Genomic DNA, 18,543 nt, shown 5'->3' on the forward strand with positions numbered 1-18,543 from the left:
ACCCTTGTGTTCCGACGGGCGCTCAGCGTCCCCGGGCCCGACGCGCGGCGGCCTGTGGCTTCACGCGGGGCTCCGCCGCCCGCGTCATCGACGGCTCCTTCAGCACCTCCACCATCAACTGCCGGAAGTAGCGCGCGCCGGGGTCCGTGTGCGTGCGCTCATGCCATATCAGCGACATGGTCATGGGCGGCGTGCTGATGGCCAGGCGCAGCCGCTTGACGGGCAGCATCGCGCACAGCGCGTCCGCGGTGCGCCCCGGCATCCCCGCCACGTAGTCCGTGCGCGTGACGGCCATGCCCGCGGCGATGAAGTGCGAGACGGACAGCGCGGGGTTGAACTCCAGGCCGTGCTCCTTGCAGAACTCCTGGAAGTAGCGGTGGCCGATGCCCGGACGCCCCTGCGCGATGACCATGCCGATGTGCCGGGAGGCGTTGAACTCCTCCTTCGTCAACGTCGACCCGCGCAGGCGCGGATGCTCCTTGCGCACCAGGAAGGCCACCTCTTCCAGGTAGAGGTCCTCGCAGAAGTAGCCATCCCGCGTCGCCACCATCTGGGGCGCCAGCGCCGCGTCCACCTCCCCCGTGGTCAGCCCGTCCGAGGCCATCAGGAAGTCGATGCTCACCACGCGCAGCCGCGCGCGGGGCAGCTTCCGGGCGAAGGCCTCCACCACCCGGGGCACGTCGCAGACATCCTGGTTGTCGCCACACGACAGCGTGAAGGTGCGCGTGCTCTCCGCGGGCACGAAGCGCTGTCCATCCACCGCCACCTGCAGCTGCGCCACCGCGTTGACCACGAGCGGCCGCAGCTCCTCGCAGCGAGGCGTGGGCACCAGGCCTCGACCGCTGCGCACGAAGAGCGGGTCCCCCAACATCTCCCGCAGCCGGGCGAGCGCGTTGCTCACCGCGGACTGCGTGACGTGGAGCTGCTTGGCCGCGTCCGTGGCGCTCCCCGTCTCCAGCACCGCGTGCAGGACGAGGAACAGGTTCAGGTCGATGGCGGACAGGTTCATGACGGCACGCTCAGGAGCGCTGCGCGCCCGACAACATCGCCGCCACCTGGGGGTCCAGGCGGAAGGACTCGAAGAACGCCTCCGCGTCGGCGGGCGGCTGGCCCTCCGGGTGGAGCAGGAGCTGCTGATAGAGCCGGGGCCCCACCAGGTAGAAGCGGCCCTTGAGCCGGCGCGGCCCGGAGATGCCCTCCACCTCCCAGCCCGGGAAGCCCTCCAGCGTCAGCGGCCGCGAGGACACGCCCGTGGCCCCCAGCGCCTCCAGCGCGCCCATGCTCGCGCGAGACACCACGTCGCCCGGCTTCGCCTGCGACACGGCCGACGCGGGGAAGTCCGTGTACGAGACGTAGTACGCCGTGGATGACTCCTTGCGCTCGGCGATGAACGTATGGAGTGTCACCTCGCCCACATCCGTCAGCTGCGAGCGGCGCTCCTCGCTCACCGGCCCCGGCAGCGCCACGGAGAAGCCGCCCTCCGTGGACTGGACGACAGAAGCCCTGGCGGCGGCCGACGGGGCCACCGGGGGCTCGGGCGCCGTCTGGCGGGAGGCACACGCCCCCAATCCTCCCACGGACAGCAGGATGGCGAGCGACGCGACCCGGCGCGAATTCTTCATAATCCCTGCGACTCCTGGCATGTGGCCCGGAAGGTACGTCCGACGAGCGTCCGGCGCACCCAGCCTCCACGACACGAGCGTCGCGCGCAACGCTTTGCGTCTAGTGCAGGGCGTCCGGGCCCCCGCCCCGGGCCTCCGCGGCCGGCCCCTCGGCGCCGTGCGCCTTCTCGCCGCTCACCCGCGCCAGCCGGACACAGAAGGAGGACCCCGCCCCGGGAGCGCTCTGCACCTCGATGTCGCCGCCGTGCGCCTCCACGATTCGCCGGGCCACGGACAGCCCCAGCCCCACCCCTGGAGCGCGCTTGCCGCGCGGGCTGCCCAGCCGCTGGAAGGGCGCGAAGAGGATGGCCATGTCCTCCTCGGAGATGCCGATGCCCTGGTCCTTCACCACCAGGAGCACGTGCTCCGCCTCCCCTCGCACCGCCACCTCCACGCGGCTTCCCGCCGGGGAGTACTTCAGCGCGTTGCTCACCAGGTTGGCCATCACCTGCTCCAGCCGGTCCGGGTCCGCGCGCACGAAGAGCGGCGCGTCCGGCACGTCCAGCTGGAGCACGTGTCCGCTGTCGCTCGAGCGGTACAGCTCCACCACGCCGCGCGCCAGCTCGCGCGCGTCCCTCACCTCCGGGCGCAGCTCCAGCTTGCCCGCCTCGATGCGCGTGGCGTCGAGCAGGTCCCCCACCATGCGGTCCAGCCGCTCCACCTGACGTCCCACCAGCGCCAGGGTGCGCTGCATGCGCTCCGGGGTGAGCTGGGCCTGGCTGCGCTCGGACAGCGCGGTGGACAGCTTCAGCGCGGACAGGGGGTTTCGCAGCTCGTGGGCCACGCCGGCGAGGAAGGCGAGCTGCTGCTCCTGCTGGTGCGTGAGGCCGTTGGCCATCTCGTTGAAGGTGCTGGCCATGTCCCGCAGCTCCGTGGGCCCCGCCACCGGGGCGCGCGTGCGCTTGCGGCCCACGCCGAAGCGGCGCATGGCCTGGCTGATGTCCTTCAGCGGCTGGAGCGCGATGCGCTGCAACAGGAGCGAGCCCACGACGAAGGCCATCAGGAGCAGGCCGCACAGCGACAGGCCCACGGTGTTGCCCAGGCGGCTGAGGTCCGCCGAGGCCTCCCGCGCCACGCGGGCCTCCTCCACGTTGAGCTGCACCAGTCGCTCGAGCGAATCGAGCGCCGCGTCCATCGCGGGCACCACGGGGGCCAGCCGCGTGCGCGCGGGCAGGCGTGCGGCCTCGCGCTGGGCCTGCAGGTAGCGCTCGAAGTCCTCCTCCACCTCCTGGATGAGGGTCCGCTCGGCGTCGCTGACGGCGTTGCGCTCCAGCCCGTCGAGCAGGAGGGGGAACGAGGCCTCGATGCTCTCCACGGAGCGCCCGCGGATGAGCTGGGAGCGGGTGTCCTGCGGCCCGGCGCCGCCGCTGAGGCGGAAGTGGTTGAGCAGGTCGATCTCCAGCTCCTCCGCCATGTGCAGCCCATCCACGGAGTTGCCGAGCGTGTTGGCCGAGTGGGTCTGCGCGTTCGTGAGGACGATGAGCGCGATGGCGGCGATGAGGGTGAGGAGGGCCAGTCCGCCCATGGTGGCGGCCAGCCAGGCACGCAGGCTCATGGTGTCTCCTGGAGAGTGGCGAGGGCGGGACGGGTCACGGTTCAAGCCCTCCTGGACTGGGGACGGGTGAGACGGCGGTGCCCCCTACCTGACTGGAGGAACAAGCCCAGGAGGTGGGGGATTCACCGAGTGGACAACGGCGCGGCGCGGGGGTGGGTTCCCCGCACGGTGTCAGCGCTGGCGGCGGGCAATCGTGCTAGGGAGGTTTCAGCGAGGCGGGCGGGCGAGAGCCTGCTGGCCGCGCGTGAGGTCACCACCATGGACATGCTCCCCCAGCCGAGTCGTACCCTGAAGTTCGATGGTTTCTGGCGCTGGCTCCAGGAACACACGCAGTGCATCCTCCGGTGCGGCTCGGTCGACGCGATGCTGTATGACCACGACGACTTCCACTGGGTGGTGCTCGAGGAGGACCGCCAGCACATCATCCAGGTGCTCAAGGGCAAGGTGCTCGTGGGCGAGCTGGTGATGGCGGGCCGCGAGGTCACCGAGGTGAACGTGGCGCCGGACCCGGACTCGGGCACCCAGGGCCACTTCCTGGTGGAGCTGATAGGCGGTCCGAAGGAGGACCCGCAGGTGCTCTACCACTTCATCATGGCGCACGGCATCGACCCCGCGCCGGGCCACAAGGACCTCAAGCACTGAGCGCCGTTGCGCCGTGTGCTCCGTTCATCGCGGAGCACGGCGCCGGGGTTCGAGATGTTTCGCCACGGACACCGAGGCTCAGGCACCCCGAGCACCAAGCAGGACGCGCTCGATGAGCGCCACCGCGTCCCGAGCGCCGTTCGCGTAGCTCGGAGGGTCGCGCCTGGGGCGCGAGTCCACCAACTCCACCGCGCGCTCCACCAGCTCCTCGGGCGTGCGCGCCAGCTCCTCGGGGCGCAGCCGCACCGCCTGTCGGTCGTAGCGCCGCGCCCGTGCGAGAGCCACCAACGGGGTGCCCGTCACCCGGGCCTCCTGCACGGTGTTGTAGCCACCCGCGCCGACGAGCACGTCCACACCGGACATCACCGCCAGCGCGGGCCACACGCGCAACGGACGCGGCGCGCCGTCTCGCACCACGTTCTTCTTCCGGGGCGCCTTCTCGGAGAGCCAAGGCCCCGGAGGCGCGAGCCACCGCACCGGCGCCTTCGCACCGAGCCGCTCCTGAAGCCGCGCGGCGATGAGCCCCGCCTCCTCCACCTCCAGCGCGTTGCCACTCCCCATCACCGCGACCAGGGGACGCGTGTCATCGGGCGCAACGCCCAGCCGCTCACGAGCCTCCTCACGCCCGAGCCACTCCTCGCGGCCGAGCAGCAACCAAGGCTCCGTGCGCACCGCGCGCGGATGCCCCGCGAAGGGCGCGTCCTCACCCGGGACGAGCAACAGGTGGAAGTCCTCCACCGCGGCGGCGATGTCGAAGCGCGCGACGTACGTGGGGTTCAAGTCGCGATGCACCAGCACCTTGCCCATGCGCAGCGAGGGCAACAGCGGCGCCAGCTCTCCCACCAGCCCGCGAGGGAACGTGTCCACCACGAGCAGGTCCGGGCGCACGCCCTCGAGCAGACAGTCCACCGTCTCGCGCATGGCGGCCTTGCCCAGCTCCGGGCTCAAGCGGTGCACATGCACCTCCGGACCGAGCACCGCCTCCAGCGGGACATCGGGCGCGAAGGGGCTGTTCGTCACCAGCGTGACGTGATGGCCCTTCCGAGCCGCGTTGCGCGCGAGCCCCGAGGCACGGGTGAAGTGCCCCATGCCACCGCCCAGGGCGTAGATGAGCCAGCGCGCGGGAGTCATCAGCTTCCGCCCAGGTCCTCCTCGAAGGAGGCATCTTCCTCGTGGCGCAGGCTCTCGCCATCCGCCTCGGTGAAGTCATGCGGGTCCCTCGAGGAGCCGCCCCCCCACGACGCGCCCCGGCCGTAGTAGCCGTAGTCGTCGTAGTAGGTGCTCGCCTCGTCCGACTCTCCGGAGAGCACGCCCGCGCACCCCGTGCAGACCGTCTGGTCCTCTTGCGACGTCAGGTGCAGCTCACAAGCAAGCTTGCCGCACAGCTCGCACGGGATGCTCGCGGGCGCCCCACACTCGTGGGGCAGCAGGAAGCCCAGCCGCACCTGACAGCCAGGATTCGCGGAAGCGGGGCTCATGGCGTGGGTCCGGAAGGCGGCTGCTGGAGCTGGTGGAGCAGCGCCACGCGCAAGGGCAAGGACACCGCCTCGAAGGCGAGGCACGCCGCCGCGTCCGCGCGCACGAGCGCATGCGTGGAGAGCGTCGTCTTGCCCTGGGCATCGCGCAGGGACACCTTGCCCTCGCGCACCTTCACGCGCGCAATCTCCGCGCCCGGCGCGTCATAGACACGGGCACCGTCATCCTCCGGGAGCACGGTGTAGAGCAACGCGCCCTTCGAGTCGGTGAGGCGCCAGCCTGGCCCCTGGATGGCGAGGGTGTAGAGCACCTGGCGCTGCTCGCCGTCGCGCACGATGATGGCGCCACCGGACGAGCCGAGCACGTACCCCAGCGCCACGTCATCGGGACCGGAGACCTTGAGGGAGGCGCCCTTCCACTTGAGGCGCGCCAGCTCGCGCTCGTCACCGTCGACGAGCTTGGCGCCATCGTCCTTGGGCTTGAGGGAGAAGCGCTCGCGGCCGTCGCCGTCCTTGAACTTGAGCTTGCCCGGCAGGGGCACGTCCTCCGCGGAGGCGGCGGTGGTCGTGGGGGCCTGGGGAGGCTCGGAGCCGGAGGGGCGCGAGCAGCCCCAGGCGAGCAACAGGCACAGGAGAAGTGGGAGGCGGCTCATGAAGCCCTCGAGGTGAGGTGCTTGCCGCGCGCCGAGGAGGCGTGGAGCACCTGGAAGAGGCTCAACAGCATCATCAGGCAGGCCCGCGTCGCGTCCGGCTCCACCTTCCATTCGGAGTCCATGTGGGCGCGCATCGCGAGCTTGTCCTCCGTCACGTCGAGCCGGGACAGCTTCACCTGGGGCGGCAGCTTCACGGCCTGCTGGGCCTGCGCGCGCATCTGGGCGAGGCCGGGGTGGCGCTCGGGCTTCACGCGCAGCTGGGCCTGGAGGAAGGTGGCGCTCTTGCGCTTGTGCTTCGTCTTGAACTTGCCGCGGGGGTTTCGCCGGCTGCGCGTACGCTTCTGGAGCCACTCGGTGAGGGAGAGGCGCAGGTGGGTGCCATCACGCAGGCGGGCCTGGAGCGACATCCACGCATCCTCGAACTCGTTGGTCTCCCAGCCAGTGGCCGTCCTGCCCTGGCGGACGAACTTCGAGGAGTGGTCGATGGGCTGGAAGTCCAGCTCCAGTGTGACGCGCTCCTGGGGATCGATGTCCCGCAGCAGCGGGCGCAGCAGTCGGGCGGGGAGCTGGTAGCGGCGGTCCTCCAGGTCACACCCCGCGTAGCCGGAAGCCTTGAGGTGCAGGCCAACCGCGCCCACGAGCGACAGCCAGCCGAGCCACCACGCCCACCCGCCGAGCCAGGAGACCTCCGTGAAGCCGCGAAGGATGAAGGACAGGCCGACGAGGCCCGCGAAGCCCCTCAGGGCCCATCCGCGGCGACGACGCCAGAGGCGGGCCTGTTCGGCCATGTGCTCGTCGAGGTGCCCGAGCTGGTCCAGGTCCTCCATCAACACGGAGACGGGCGCGGTGTTGCGGTAGCGCTTCTCCACGCGGAAGCGGTCGATGTCGAAGGACACGGTGGGATGCTCCCCCTCGGAGCCACGGTACGGAGGCGCTGAGTGTATGGGTCGGCGGGGGGCGGGGCAAACGAGGAGGTTGGCCGGGGATGGCCAGGCGCGATAGCACGCATGACGTGGCCTCCGCGTCCGGCATCGTCTACGCATCGTTCGACCGTTTCCCGGCCCCCAAGGGGGCAGCCGTGCACATCCGGGCCTTCGTGGAGGCGCTGGGCACGGCGTTCGGAGGGGTGGACCTGCTCGCGCTCCGGGACGGCCCCACGGCCAGCGCGGAGCCGAGGCCCCTGGTCGAGGGTGTGACGTACCACCCCCTGGAGGCGAGGGGGCGGGACCTGGTGGCGCAGGCGCTGTCGTTCCGCACGCACCTTGCGGCGTGGTGGAGGAACCGGCCGAGGGCGCGGGTGGTCCACGTGCGCTCCATCTTCGAGGGCTATCCGGTGGCGACGCGGAAGGGCGCGCTGACGGACGCGCTGGTGTTCGAGGTGAATGGGCTGCCGTCCATCGAGCTGAAGTACCACCACCCGGACGTGGCGGACGACGCGGAGCTCATGCTGAAGCTCGTCGCGCAGGAGGACGCGTGCATCGCGAGCGCGGACCTGCTCGTGACGCCCAGCGAGGTGACGGCGGAGTACCTGGTGAAGCGCGGCGCGCGGGCGTCGAAGGTGCAGGTGATTCCGAATGGTGTCGAGCTGGAGGTGTTCCGCCACGCGCCGCCGAGGATTCGAGTACCGGGGCAGCCGGTGCGGCTGCTGTACAGCGGGACGATGACGTCGTGGCAGGGAGTGCATCACGCCATCGAGGCGCTGCGGCTCTTGCGCGAGCAGATGCCCGCGGTGCTGACGTTGGTGGGGCCGCTGCGCAAGCACCAGCGCAAGGTGATGATGGACCGGTGTGGGGACCTGCTCCTGGAGGGGGCGGTGGAGCTGCGGGAGCCCCTGCCCCAGGCGGAGCTGGCGGCGCTGCATCACGCCTGTGACGCGGTGCTGGTGCCGTTGCCGGTGAATGACCGCAACTGCGTGCAGGGGTGTTGTCCGCTGAAGTTGCTGGAGGCGATGGCCTCGGGGACCCCGGTCATCGCGTCGAACCTGCCGGTGGTGAGGACGCTGGCGGGGCCGGACGAGGTGCTGCTCGTGAGGCCGGGCTCGCCGAAGGCCATCGTGGAGGCGGTGAAGGACCTGTGCGCGAACGCGGAGCTGGGTCCGTCACTGAGCCACAGGGCGAGGGCCCGCGTGGAGCGCGACTTCAGCTGGGCGAAGGCCCGTGAGGCGCTGGTGAGCGCGTACGAGACAGGGCTCGGGATGACGCGCAAGGCCCCGGACGTCACCCCACGCGAGGAACAGCGCGAGTGAGGACCCGGCGCAGCACCTCCGCCTCGGCCTCGGACTGGAAGCGCTCGAGGATGCGACGGCGCGCGGCGGCACCGATGGCGGCGCGGTGCTCCGAGGACAGCGACAGCACGTCGAGACAAGCCTGCCCGAGGTGATTGAGCAGGGCCTTGGAGACGATGAAACCGTTGCGCTGATGGTCCACGGCCTCGGGGATGCCGCCCGCGTCACTGGCGATGACAGGCAGGCCGCAGGACATCGCCTCCAGCAGCGCGTTCGGCATTCCTTCCCACAGGGACGGCTGGAGATACACGTCGCACAGGCGAAGGTGCGCGGCGATGGACTCAGGCGTCTCGAGCGCGCCGGAGACGAGGATGCGAGCCCCGTCCTCGGGGTGCTCGGCGCGGAAGGCGACCAGGTGCTCGGCATCCCGAGGCCGCACCTCACCAATGACGAGCAGACACGCGGGCCGGGTGCGCCGCACCTCCGAGAGCGCGGCGAGCAGGAACGGCAGCCCCTTCTTGTGACGCAGCTCACCGGAGAAACCGAGCACCGCTTCATCCGGAGCGATGCCAAGCCGCGCGCGCAGCGAGACCTCCGCGGGGCCGGGTGAGAACATCTCGGTGTCGACGGCGTTGGGGATGACCTCCACGCGGCCGTCCTTGCCCAGCAGCATGCTCATCTTCCGGCCCAGGTCGGCGGAGGCCGCGGTGAGCACATCCGCGCGCTGGAGCGTCCACAGCAGGCGAGCGAAGTCCCCGGGCGGGAACATGTGCTGGTCCACGTCATTGCCGCGAGCGCTCACGGTGGAGGCGATGCCGACAGACGCGGCGAACACCACGGCGAGGAACCCTGGAGGGGACAGGTAGTGCCCCCAGACCAGGTCATAGCGTCGACGCGAGTGCAGATACCCGAGCACGTCCAGCGTGTGTTGCATGGACAGGTCGCTGCTGCCGAAGAGCCCCAGCCGATGCAACGTGACACCGCGAGCCAACGGCGTCACCTCGCCCGCATCGTCCAGTGTGCTCAACGCGCCGGGGGCCGCCGTGCGGGTCCAGGCGAGCACCTCCACCCGAGCCCCGAGTCGAGCCAGGGCTCCCGCGGTGCGGGCACCGCTGCGAGCAAGACCACCGATATCAGGCGGGAAGCGTTCAGCGAGGAGAAGGACACGAGGTGAGCCAGCCATGGGGATGAATCTACCCGGCTGGGGCTGCTTCACCCTCGTGGAATCTCACGAGCCCCGGTCGAGCCATCACTCACCACACAACAACCGGTCATCACGACGCACAAAGCCAGACGAATTGATTGGACACCCCTGGCGAATCACTCACACCATGACATCGCCCTCACTCCCCCCGGCTCGCGGTCCGTGACTCAATCCCAGCCGGGTTGGGACGCGCTCCCTCACCGCAACCGGGTGTCATCACCGCCCCACATCCTTCGACGGGAGTTCGTCCCCACTCCTCCGCGCACGAGAGGCCGGTCGCCGGAGAAAATCCTTGGAGCGCAGCTTGAGACACCCCTGTCAGCCGAGGTCATTCGTACCTCGCATCCACTCCGTGATTCCCCTCCTCCTGGCCCTGCTGTCCTGCGGCGAGCCGGAGCCCATGTCTGACAATGGGTCGGAGACGACCACGACCCAGAAGAAGCTGTCCGCCCAGGTGAAGGTGGACCGGGCCGTGGCGGCCGGTGCCTACCACTCCCTGTTCCTGCAGAAGAACGGCGAGGTCTTCGCCTGGGGACAGAACTCCGTCGGACAGCTGGGGACGGGCAACACCAGCACCACGCCGGTGGCGAGCCCCACGAAGCCCGTGGGTCTGCCTCCCAGCAAGGCCATCGCCGCGGGACAGACGCACTCGCTCGCGCTCGATGTGGATGGGAATGTCTGGGCCTGGGGCAAGAACGACTTCGGCCAGGTGGGCCTCGGCACCACGGGTGGATTGGTGAACGCCGCCACGCGCGTGAGTGGGCTGTCGGGTATCCAGGCCATCTCGGCGAACGGGAATTTCTCCCTCGCGCTGGGGCAGGACGGCCGCGTCTGGGCCTGGGGACAGAACGCCTCCGGGCAGGTGGGCAAGGGCGCGGTCAGCACCGCGGAGTCCACGCCCCGCCAGGTGAACAGCCTGCCCACCATCCGCGCCATCGCGGCGGGTCACAACCACGCGCTCGCGCTGGATGCGGACGGCAAGGTGTGGGCGTGGGGCAAGAACGACTTCGGGCAGCTCGGCACGGGGAGCACCTCGCCCGCCATGGTGCTCGTGCCCACGGTGGTGACGACGCTGCCTCGGGCCAAGGCCATCGCGGCGGGAGCAGCGCACTCGCTCGCCATCGATGAGCAGTTCGGCAACGTCTGGGCCTGGGGGCAGAACTCCTCCGGGCAGGTCGGCACCGGGACGACGAGCACCACACCGGTGCTCGCGCCCACGGCCGTCCCGGGCGTGTTCGCCGCGACGCACGTGCGCGCGGGTCTTGCCTTCTCGATGATCATCATGGGCAATGGCGTGGTGAAGGCGTGGGGTCTCAACGCCTCCGGCCAGCTCGGGCATGGCGCCCCGGGAGGTACGAGCGGAGCTCCCGTGGATGCCGTGGGACTCACGGACGTCACGGCCATCGCCGCGGGCTACCACCATGCGTTGGCGGTGCGCCCGGGCTGTCCGGTGTGGACGTGGGGCAACAACAGCCAGGGGCAGCTCGGCACGGGTGCGTACACGACCACGGCGACCTCCGCGCCCGTGACGACGCTCATCCTCAACACCTACTACTACGACAGCGACATGGACGGCTTCGGCGACGAGTATGTGTCCATGGAGGCCTGTGCCCCGGTGGATGGCTTCGTGGAGGACATCGACTGTGACGACTTCACGTCGACCACGTACCCAGGCGCGCCGGAGACGTGCAACAGCATCGACGACAACTGCGACAGTGAGGTCGACGAGGGCAACCCGAGTGGCGGCGAGGAGTGCGCCACGGGCCAGCTCGGTGTCTGCGCGAAGGGCACCACGGCCTGCACGCAGGGCCTCGTGGTGTGCGAGCAGAACCAGGCCGCATCGGATGAGCAGTGCGACGGCCTGGACAACGACTGTGACGGAGAGGTGGACGACGGCAACCCGGGCGGACTCGTCGCGTGCGAGACGGGCGGCGTCGGCGTGTGCGGCGAGGGCGTCAGGTACTGCACCCACGGCGCCCTGGAGTGCGTGCAGAAGTACGCCCCGTCCGCGGAGACCTGCGACAACCGCGACAACGACTGCAACGGCCAGACGGACGACGGGCTGACGTTCGCGACGTGGTACCTGGACCAGGACCACGACGACTACGGTGTCGCCTCGCAGTCGATGCAGGCCTGTGCGCGCCCGGTGAACCACGCGGCCCAGGCGGGTGACTGCGACGACACGCGGGCTGCTTTCAACCCCGGCGCGCCCGAGTCCTGCGACGGCGTGGACAACAACTGTGATGGCCAGGTGGACGAGGGCCTGACGCGACAGACGTGGTACCGCGATGCGGACGGTGACGGCTTCGGCGTCGCGAGCGACACGGTGAGCGACTGCCGGCAGCCCGCGGGCTATGCGGCCGTGGCGGGCGACTGCAACGACGGCAACGCCTCCATCAAGCCTGGAGCCGCGGAGGTCTGCGACGGCGCGGACAACGACTGCGACTCCCTGACGGATGAGGGAGTACTGGGGACGTTCTATCGGGACGCGGATGGCGATGGCTACGGCAGCGCGAGCCAGTCGACGCAGGCGTGCGCGGCGCCCACGGGCTACGTCACGAACGCCTCGGACTGCCTGGACACGGATGCGTCCATCCACCCGGGAGCCGCGGAAGTCTGCGACGGTGTCGACAACAACTGCGCGGGTGGCGTCGATGAGGGAGTCCCCACGCAGGAGTGGTTCCTGGACGGAGACGGGGATGGATATGGTCGGTCGACCCTGTCGACGCGGAGCTGCCGTCAGCCCACGGGCTACGTGGCGAGCGCTTCGGACTGCGATGACTCCAACCCGACGACGCACCCGGGCGCTACCGAGGTCTGCGACGGCGTGGACAACAACTGCGCGGGAGGAGTCGACGAGGGCCTCACGACCCAGACCTGGTATCGGGACGTGGACGGTGATGGGTACGGCGACGCGAACAACGCCACGCAGTACTGCCGACAGCCGTCGGGGTACGTGAGCAACGCCTCGGACTGCCACGACGCGAACCCCAACATCCGTCCCGGCGCCTCCGAGACGTGTGATGGCGTGGACAACAACTGCAATGGCTCCGTCGACGAGGGCGTCACCTCCACGTACTACAGCGACGCGGATGGCGACGGTTACGGCAACGCCTCGGCCAGCACCCAGGCCTGCACGAAACCCGCGGGCTATGTCTCCAACGCGGGGGATTGCAACGACGGCAGTGGTGCCATCCACCCCGGAGCCACCGAGGTCTGCGACGGCATCGACAACAACTGCGCGGGCGGCGCCGACGAGGGCCTCACCACCTCAACCTGGTACCGAGACGCGGATGGCGACAGCTATGGCAATGCGAGCGTCTCCACGCAGAACTGCCGCCAGCCGTCGGGGTACGTGAGCAACGCCTCGGACTGCCATGATGGCAACGCCAGCATCCGCCCGGGTGCTTCGGAGTCCTGCGACGGTGTGGACAACAACTGCAACGGCTCCGTCGACGAAGGGGTTCAGTCCACGTGGTACCGCGACGCGGACGGCGACGGCTACGGCCACGCATCGAGCACGACACAGGCCTGTTCGAAGCCCTCCGGCTACGTGTCGAACGCCACCGACTGCAACGACGGCAGCGCATCCATCCACCCAGGCGCGTCCGAGGTCTGCGACGGCGTGGACAACAACTGCGCGGGTGGCGCGGACGAGGGCCTCACGACGTACACCTGGTACCGCGACGCGGATGGCGACAGCTACGGCAATGCGAGCGTCTCCACGCAGAACTGCCGGCAGCCCTCCGGCTACGTGAGCAACACCTCGGACTGCAATGACGGCAGCTCCGGCATCCGCCCGGGCGCCTCGGAGTCCTGCGACGGTGTGGACAACAACTGCAACGGCTCCGTGGATGAGGGCGTGCTGCCCACCTGGTACCGGGACGCGGACGGCGACGGCTACGGCTACCCGACGAACACCACCCAGGCTTGCGCAAAGCCCGCCGGCTATGTGAGCAACGCCTCGGACTGCCACGATGGCAACGCGACGGTCTATTCCGGAGCGGCCGAAGCCTGCGACTCCCTGGACAACGACTGCGACGGCTCCGTCGACGAAGGGGTTCAGTCCACCTGGTACCGCGACGCGGACGGCGACGGCCACGGCAACGCGAGCATGTCCACGCAGAGCTGCGGCCGGCCTGCCGGCTATGTCTCGGACGCCATGGACTGCAACGACAGCAACGGCATGGTCAACCCAGGCGAGATGGAGACCTGCTGGGACGGAGTCGACAACAACTGCTCCGGGACCCAGAACGAAGGTTGTGGTCCGCGGAACCCCTGCCCCGACATCGAGCCGTTCGCGTCCTACGATGTCACGTCCATGAGGATCGACTGCTACCCGTCCCCAACACCTCAGCTCCCGCCCTACAGCTGGTGAGGACACGCCGTAGGTAGGTCAACCACATGACCCGGCGTCAGGGGAACGCACCCTCCTGACGCCGTTCCGTGAATAATTCCCGCGAGCCCCCGTCCAGGGGCACGGAGGATCCACCCCTACCCCAGGGCCGGACCCCTACAGGCTCCTCCGGAGGCATTCCACACATGCACGCGCGCCCGTGGTGGGCAATCGCGCTCGCGGGGACACTCGCGGGCTGCATCGTCGAGTCCGGGCTGGACGACCCGCCCGACTGGGACGACGACCCCAGCGAGCCCAGGCCCGACCCCAGCAACCCCAGGCCCCAGCCGAGCGCCCCCGACTTCCGGGTGGAGCTCGTCTCAGGCCCCTCCGCCCTGGGGACGGGTGAGCAGCGCGTCCAGGCCCGCCTGTGCAACGACGGCGCGGGCTCCGGCATGACGGACGCGGCCTTCTTCCTCACCGCCTCCTCCGCCCCTGGCGCCTCCGAGTTCCACCTGGGCGTAAGCCCCCGCTTCTCCCTGCGCGCCGGCGAATGTCGCGAGGTCTCCGCGTCCGTCAGCGCCCGCGCCATCCCGGAAGGCGACTACTTCCTCAGCGCCCGCGTGGACCCGGATGGCCTGGTCACCGAGGACAGCGAGGGCAACAACACGCGCCTCGGCAACGCGGTGTTCGTGGACCGCACGCCGCCGCCCACGCCCGCGCCCACCTGGGCCCAGGCGGGCTCCGGCAACTCGCGCGCCCTCACCCTCCACACCGAGGCCGGCGCCACCGTCCGCGTGTACCAGGGCCCCGGCTGCACCGGGACCGAGGTCGGCTCCACCGTGGCCAACGCGGGCAACTACTGCGAGGTCCCCATCTCCGTCCCCAACGGCCCGGGCGCCCGCTACTCCGCGCGCGCCTACGACGCCGTCGGCAACGGCTCCCAGTGCAGCCCCGCCGTCGACTACCCCTACGGCCCGGGCACGCCCCGGATGGCGCCGGTGCTGCTGAGCACCTCGCCCACGTCCCCGGGCGGGAGCCTGCAGCCCGTCTTCCACGGTCGCGCCGAGCCGCGCGTCACGGTGGAGGTCTTCCGCACCGCCAACTGTCAGGGCCCGGTGGAGAAGACGGTGACGACTGACGACATCGGCCTGTTCTACGCCCAGGTGAGCGTGGCGAAGAACGCGAAGGTGACGGTGTCCGCCCGGGCGACAGCCGCGGGTGGCTACGACTCCGCGTCCACCTGCTCCAACCCGCTCGAGTACCAGCATGACGGAGAGCCGCCCGAGCCGCCGCGCGTGACGGACGTGAAGTGGCAGTACCTGAACGATGGCCAGCAGCTCGTCATCACGGGCACCGCGGAGCCGCACGCCACGGTGGGCATCTTCGTCGACGTGGCCTGCACGGGCACGCCCACGCGCACGGTGCAGGCGGACGCGCAGGGGCGCTTCAGCACGGTGGCCCCGTTCGGTCCCGGTGGCAGCCACCGCGTGTTCCTGGCGGCGAAGGACGCGTGCGGCAACGTGTCCACGTGCGCCGAGGGTCCCGCGTACGAGCTGCGCTGCCCGCCCGGCACGGCGGACTGTGACGGCCGCTCGTCCAACGGCTGCGAGGTGGACCTCACGGCGAACCCCAATCACTGCGGCACGTGCGGCAACTCGTGCCAGGACGGTCCCTACGCGGACGGCGTCTGCGTGGCGGCGACGTGCGGACAGACCTGCGTGCCGGGCTACTACGACTGTGACGGCAAGGCGTCCAACGGCTGCGAGTCGCGCACGGTGTGCCAGCCCACCAACACGTGCACCATCGACAAGCCGAGCGAGCTGATGATCACCCACCTGTCCGTGGTGGAGGACCCGGTGCGCACGGCGCCGGGAGGCGCGTGGCACTTCGGCACGGTGATGCGCGAGCTGAACGGCGGACAGGACCCGTCCGAGCTCGTGCGCGCGTGGCTGAAGACGTGGCTGGAGAAGCAGCACGTGAACGGGCTGACGATTCCGCCGCGTCCGGAGATGCAGACGAAGGTGCTGGGGCCGTGGGAGACGCGCAGCGGCGGGCCGTCGAAGCCGCTGGACTTCAACTCGGCGCCGTTCCGGCTGCTGGCCATCGTCAACCGCATCGACCTGCGCGAGCAGGGGGTGACGGCGGGCGAGGGGCGCTTCATCTACGGCGTGGTGGCGCCCAACGGCGAGCCGCTCGAGTTCACCGTCATCCTGGAGTACGCGCTGCCGGGCACCACGCCCGAGGCCATCCAGCGCTGGGCCTCGGACTGGCATGCGCTGGGCGCGGTGAAGGTGGGCAACGCGGGCTACAACGCGAAGCTGCAGGCGCTCACGGACCGCTTCGTGAAGGCGGGGGTGATGACGGGTCGGCACCAGGGCAGCGCGCTGAACCAGATTCGCACCAACGAAATCGAGCTGGAGGAGCCGTGGGAGCTGCGCGAGTTCGTGCTGTCACCCCTGGGGCTGATGCCGACGACGATGAAGCTCACGCCGGCGAACCACTTCGAGAACACGCCGATGCTGGCCAGCTACCTGACGGAGAACTCGGCGGCGGTGCTGGAGGAGCGGCACACGGTGCCCGACAGCATGGGGGGCATCCCGTTCCTGGGGGCGCACTCGCTGGTGCCGCTGGACTTCTTCTGGCGCGCGCCGAACGTGTCGAACGAGGTGCGGCACAAGTTCTCGCTCAACACGTGCAGCGGGTGTCACGCGGGTGAGACGCAGACGGAGTTCGTCCACGTGTCCGCGCGGGCCTCGGGCAGGACGTCCACGCTGTCGCCCTATCTGCGAGGCACCACGGTGACGGACCCGGTGACGAAGTCGATTCGCACGTTCGACGACCTCACGCGCCGCGCCGAGGACCTGAAGGCGCTGGTGTGCACGCCCACGGCGGGCCTCAAGTCGGTGGGCCTGGCGCCCTCCAACCTGCCGCGCGCCCGCGTGCACTGAAGCACGAGGACCCGAGCCGTCCGGAGCGCGACTTCGTCTCCGGGCGGCTCATGTCGAGGTGGAGCCAGGCGTCGCCTCGGCACGCCATCGCTCCAACAAGCGACGCCGATGGGCGGGCGAGATCTCCGCGCCGTAGGTCCGGTCGAGGAGCCCGAGCTTCCACTCGGCAGAACCCATCGTCAGCCCCTGCTCCCGTAGCGAGGCTGAGACCAGTGCACGCGCGGCGGAGAACATGTCGGCCCCCATCACGAGACGCTCTTCCCCTGACTTGCGCAGGAGCAGCGAGCGAACGAGAGCCTCGGCACGAGGCAGGGTGTCCTTCATGGCTTCACCGTCTCCAACAAGGACTCGATTCCCAGGTCCCGAGCCCAGTGCATCAGATAGGCCCAGTCCATCGAGGACGTAGCATCCACGATGTTCCGCACATCTCCCATCTGCATCTCGGACAGACTGTCCCGCGCCCAGTAAAGCTTCGAGAGTACCAGGTCCTCAGGCGAGACAATCCAGATGCGCTGTCCCTGGAGCTCGACTGTTCGCCGCCTGCGAAACTCCTCCTGTCGATACGCCGACCTCTTACGGATGACACAGTCGACCTTCACGACCGTTTCGAAGTGGATGAGGTTGAAGAGCGACTGGTGTGACAGCGCCTCGCGAATCTCCTCTTCATCGATGGAGAAGTCGGCCTGGAACAGCGAGAGAAGGACTGGAACCTTCGGAGCCTCCAGTTCGACGACGATGTCCACATCGCGAGTCATGCGAGGACGCGCGTAGAAGTTCATGGCCGTGGAGCCACTCAGCATGTACGGGATGCCTGCCTGCTCCAGCCTGCTCCCCACCAGGAGGAGGACCTTGAGGTAATCGTCCACGCGCGGAAGATAGCGCGTTCAGTCGCCGTCGGCCCGTCTTGACCCGCCAGCCCGCAGGGCTGGCAGGCCCCACCTCCACTCCAAGCCTCACCGCCCGAAGCCACCCAGGGCCGTGCGGCTGAAGCTCGCGCCGCCCTGGCTCACCTTCACCGCGGACTGGCTGAACACCTGGAAGGCCGAGCGAATCTCCCGCTCGGACTGGCCCGGCGTGAGAATCCACGCGTCCTCGATGCCCATCTGCTGGAACACGCGCCGGAAGTTCGTGCTCCCGTCGTCGATGCCCATCGCCGCGACGATGTGGTTCTCCGCCCGCCGCAGGTCCTTCACCACCGCCGCCACGTCCTTCGCCTGCGCGCGGCTCGAGTGCATGTCCGCGCCGTCCGTAATCAACAGCGTCACCGTGCGCACCGGCACGCCGTTCGCGCTGAACTCCTGGGACTTCGCCAGCACCGTCCCCAGCAACACCACCGCCTGGTCATACAGCGGCGTCCCCTGGTCCGCGCGGTAGTTGCCCGAGTGCATCCGCACCACGTCCTCCAGCGGCCGGTAGGGATTGAGCACCTGGCCGTTCAGGTAGCGCGTGTGGAAGAGCACGCCGTCCTTCTGCTTGCTCGCCAGGAGCGAGTCGAGCACCAGGTTGTGCCCGTCACACACCGTCTTCGTGTGCCCCGACGTGGAGATGCTCCCCGAGTCGTCCGGCATCACCGTCACCAGCACCACCTCGCTGGCCTGCACGTCCTCCACCCGCACGCCCAGGCCCGCCTGGATTTGCGCGCCCAGGTCCACCACCGTCAGCGCCTGCAGTCCCGCGGGGCTCAGCACCCCTTCGGCGTGCGCATCCTCGAAGAGCTGCGTGGCCGTCCGGGGGCCTCCACTCGTCGTCCTGCTCATGTCCTGCTCTCTCTTTCTCCCTCATCGCGAGGGCATGGCTCCGCCGCCCCGCCCCACCTGAGACAGGCGCGGTCATCGAACTCAC

At 69.8% G+C, this 18,543-nt stretch carries 15 protein-coding genes; 4 read left to right on the plus strand and 11 right to left on the minus strand.

What is annotated here, in order from left to right:
* Window positions 1-22: 22 nt before the first annotated feature.
* The 3 genes from K8640_RS31345 to K8640_RS31355 form a co-directional block, all read right to left on the minus strand.
* Window positions 23-1,009, minus strand: a complete 987-nt coding sequence (locus K8640_RS31345) for a LysR family transcriptional regulator (protein WP_223750445.1) — start codon at window positions 1,007-1,009, stop codon at window positions 23-25.
* A gap of 10 nt (window positions 1,010-1,019) precedes the next feature.
* Complete coding sequence (locus tag K8640_RS31350; protein ID WP_223750446.1) at window positions 1,020-1,622, minus strand: hypothetical protein; 603 nt, start codon at window positions 1,620-1,622, stop codon at window positions 1,020-1,022.
* A 100-nt stretch (window positions 1,623-1,722) separates the two neighbouring features.
* On the minus strand, window positions 1,723-3,216 hold the full coding sequence (locus tag K8640_RS31355) for an ATP-binding protein (RefSeq protein ID WP_223750447.1): 1,494 nt from the start codon (window positions 3,214-3,216) through the stop codon (window positions 1,723-1,725).
* Window positions 3,217-3,474: 258 nt separating this feature from the next.
* On the opposite strand from K8640_RS31355, the gene K8640_RS31360 reads away from it, so the two are divergent.
* Window positions 3,475-3,858 carry a serine/threonine protein kinase gene (locus K8640_RS31360; RefSeq protein WP_223750448.1) on the plus strand — a complete coding sequence of 128 codons (384 nt, stop codon included), beginning with the start codon at window positions 3,475-3,477 and terminating at the stop codon, window positions 3,856-3,858.
* 78 nt (window positions 3,859-3,936) lie between these two features.
* Here the strand turns inward: K8640_RS31360 and K8640_RS31365 are convergent, their stop codons facing one another.
* From K8640_RS31365 to K8640_RS31380, 4 genes are read right to left on the minus strand one after another with little or no spacing between them, the layout of a single operon-like run.
* Window positions 3,937-4,989, minus strand: a complete 1,053-nt coding sequence (locus tag K8640_RS31365) for a hypothetical protein (protein ID WP_223750449.1) — start codon at window positions 4,987-4,989, stop codon at window positions 3,937-3,939.
* A complete protein-coding gene (locus K8640_RS31370) occupies window positions 4,989-5,336 on the minus strand; it encodes a hypothetical protein (protein WP_223750450.1) in 348 nt (115 codons plus the stop codon). Before K8640_RS31370 ends, K8640_RS31365 begins: the two co-directional genes overlap by 1 nt.
* Entirely contained in the window at window positions 5,333-5,986 is a 654-nt protein-coding gene (locus tag K8640_RS31375) for a hypothetical protein (RefSeq protein ID WP_223750451.1), read from the minus strand. The genes K8640_RS31370 and K8640_RS31375 overlap by 4 nt, the downstream gene beginning before the upstream one ends.
* Window positions 5,983-6,882 carry a hypothetical protein gene (locus K8640_RS31380; RefSeq protein ID WP_223750452.1) on the minus strand — a complete coding sequence of 300 codons (900 nt, stop codon included), beginning with the start codon at window positions 6,880-6,882 and terminating at the stop codon, window positions 5,983-5,985. Before K8640_RS31380 ends, K8640_RS31375 begins: the two co-directional genes overlap by 4 nt.
* A gap of 89 nt (window positions 6,883-6,971) precedes the next feature.
* On the opposite strand from K8640_RS31380, the gene K8640_RS31385 reads away from it, so the two are divergent.
* Window positions 6,972-8,231, plus strand: coding sequence for a glycosyltransferase family 4 protein (locus K8640_RS31385; protein WP_223750453.1), 1,260 nt, complete (start codon window positions 6,972-6,974; stop codon window positions 8,229-8,231).
* On the opposite strand, the gene K8640_RS31390 is transcribed toward K8640_RS31385, so the two are convergent.
* Window positions 8,203-9,393, minus strand: coding sequence for a glycosyltransferase (locus tag K8640_RS31390; RefSeq protein ID WP_223750454.1), 1,191 nt, complete (start codon window positions 9,391-9,393; stop codon window positions 8,203-8,205). The two genes, K8640_RS31385 and K8640_RS31390, sit on opposite strands and share 29 nt — an antisense overlap.
* A 421-nt stretch (window positions 9,394-9,814) precedes the next feature.
* On the opposite strand from K8640_RS31390, the gene K8640_RS31395 reads away from it, so the two are divergent.
* Together K8640_RS31395 and K8640_RS31400 are read left to right on the plus strand one after the other, a co-directional pair.
* Window positions 9,815-13,792 carry a MopE-related protein gene (locus tag K8640_RS31395; protein WP_223750455.1) on the plus strand — a complete coding sequence of 1,326 codons (3,978 nt, stop codon included), beginning with the start codon at window positions 9,815-9,817 and terminating at the stop codon, window positions 13,790-13,792.
* Between the two features lie 164 nt (window positions 13,793-13,956).
* The gene (locus K8640_RS31400) at window positions 13,957-16,701 is read left to right on the plus strand and encodes a CARDB domain-containing protein (RefSeq protein ID WP_223750456.1); all 2,745 of its coding nucleotides are present in this window, start codon (window positions 13,957-13,959) and stop codon (window positions 16,699-16,701) included.
* Between the two features lie 48 nt (window positions 16,702-16,749).
* On the opposite strand, the gene K8640_RS31405 is transcribed toward K8640_RS31400, so the two are convergent.
* From K8640_RS31405 to K8640_RS31415, 3 genes are all read right to left on the minus strand, one after another.
* On the minus strand, window positions 16,750-17,025 hold the full coding sequence (locus tag K8640_RS31405; protein WP_141332213.1) for a hypothetical protein: 276 nt from the start codon (window positions 17,023-17,025) through the stop codon (window positions 16,750-16,752).
* Window positions 17,022-17,567, minus strand: coding sequence for a nucleotidyltransferase family protein (locus K8640_RS31410; RefSeq protein WP_141332214.1), 546 nt, complete (start codon window positions 17,565-17,567; stop codon window positions 17,022-17,024). Before K8640_RS31410 ends, K8640_RS31405 begins: the two co-directional genes overlap by 4 nt.
* An 87-nt stretch (window positions 17,568-17,654) precedes the next feature.
* Window positions 17,655-18,458, minus strand: a complete 804-nt coding sequence (locus K8640_RS31415) for a hypothetical protein (protein WP_046716976.1) — start codon at window positions 18,456-18,458, stop codon at window positions 17,655-17,657.
* Window positions 18,459-18,543: the final 85 nt, after the last annotated feature.

Origin of the sequence: Myxococcus sp. XM-1-1-1, assembly GCF_020037095.1 — a bacterium.
GTDB classification, from domain to species: Bacteria; Myxococcota; Myxococcia; order Myxococcales; family Myxococcaceae; genus Myxococcus; species Myxococcus fulvus.

Bases quoted from the DNA above. Each gene is read 5' to 3' on its own strand.
- K8640_RS31375 (WP_223750451.1), bottom strand. From the start codon at position 5,986: ATGAGCCGCCTCCCACTTCTCCTGTGCCTGTTGCTCGCCTGGGGCTGC.
- K8640_RS31345 (WP_223750445.1), bottom strand. From the start codon at position 1,009: ATGAACCTGTCCGCCATCGACCTGAACCTGTTCCTCGTCCTGCACGCG.
- K8640_RS31350 (WP_223750446.1), bottom strand. From the start codon at position 1,622: ATGAAGAATTCGCGCCGGGTCGCGTCGCTCGCCATCCTGCTGTCCGTG.
- K8640_RS31370 (WP_223750450.1), bottom strand. From the start codon at position 5,336: ATGAGCCCCGCTTCCGCGAATCCTGGCTGTCAGGTGCGGCTGGGCTTC.
- K8640_RS31360 (WP_223750448.1), top strand. From the start codon at position 3,475: ATGGACATGCTCCCCCAGCCGAGTCGTACCCTGAAGTTCGATGGTTTC.
- K8640_RS31385 (WP_223750453.1), top strand. From the start codon at position 6,972: ATGGCCAGGCGCGATAGCACGCATGACGTGGCCTCCGCGTCCGGCATC.
- K8640_RS31400 (WP_223750456.1), top strand. From the start codon at position 13,957: ATGCACGCGCGCCCGTGGTGGGCAATCGCGCTCGCGGGGACACTCGCG.
- K8640_RS31415 (WP_046716976.1), bottom strand. From the start codon at position 18,458: ATGAGCAGGACGACGAGTGGAGGCCCCCGGACGGCCACGCAGCTCTTC.
- K8640_RS31365 (WP_223750449.1), bottom strand. From the start codon at position 4,989: ATGACTCCCGCGCGCTGGCTCATCTACGCCCTGGGCGGTGGCATGGGG.
- K8640_RS31355 (WP_223750447.1), bottom strand. From the start codon at position 3,216: ATGAGCCTGCGTGCCTGGCTGGCCGCCACCATGGGCGGACTGGCCCTC.
- K8640_RS31405 (WP_141332213.1), bottom strand. From the start codon at position 17,025: ATGAAGGACACCCTGCCTCGTGCCGAGGCTCTCGTTCGCTCGCTGCTC.
- K8640_RS31395 (WP_223750455.1), top strand. From the start codon at position 9,815: ATGTCTGACAATGGGTCGGAGACGACCACGACCCAGAAGAAGCTGTCC.
- K8640_RS31390 (WP_223750454.1), bottom strand. From the start codon at position 9,393: ATGGCTGGCTCACCTCGTGTCCTTCTCCTCGCTGAACGCTTCCCGCCT.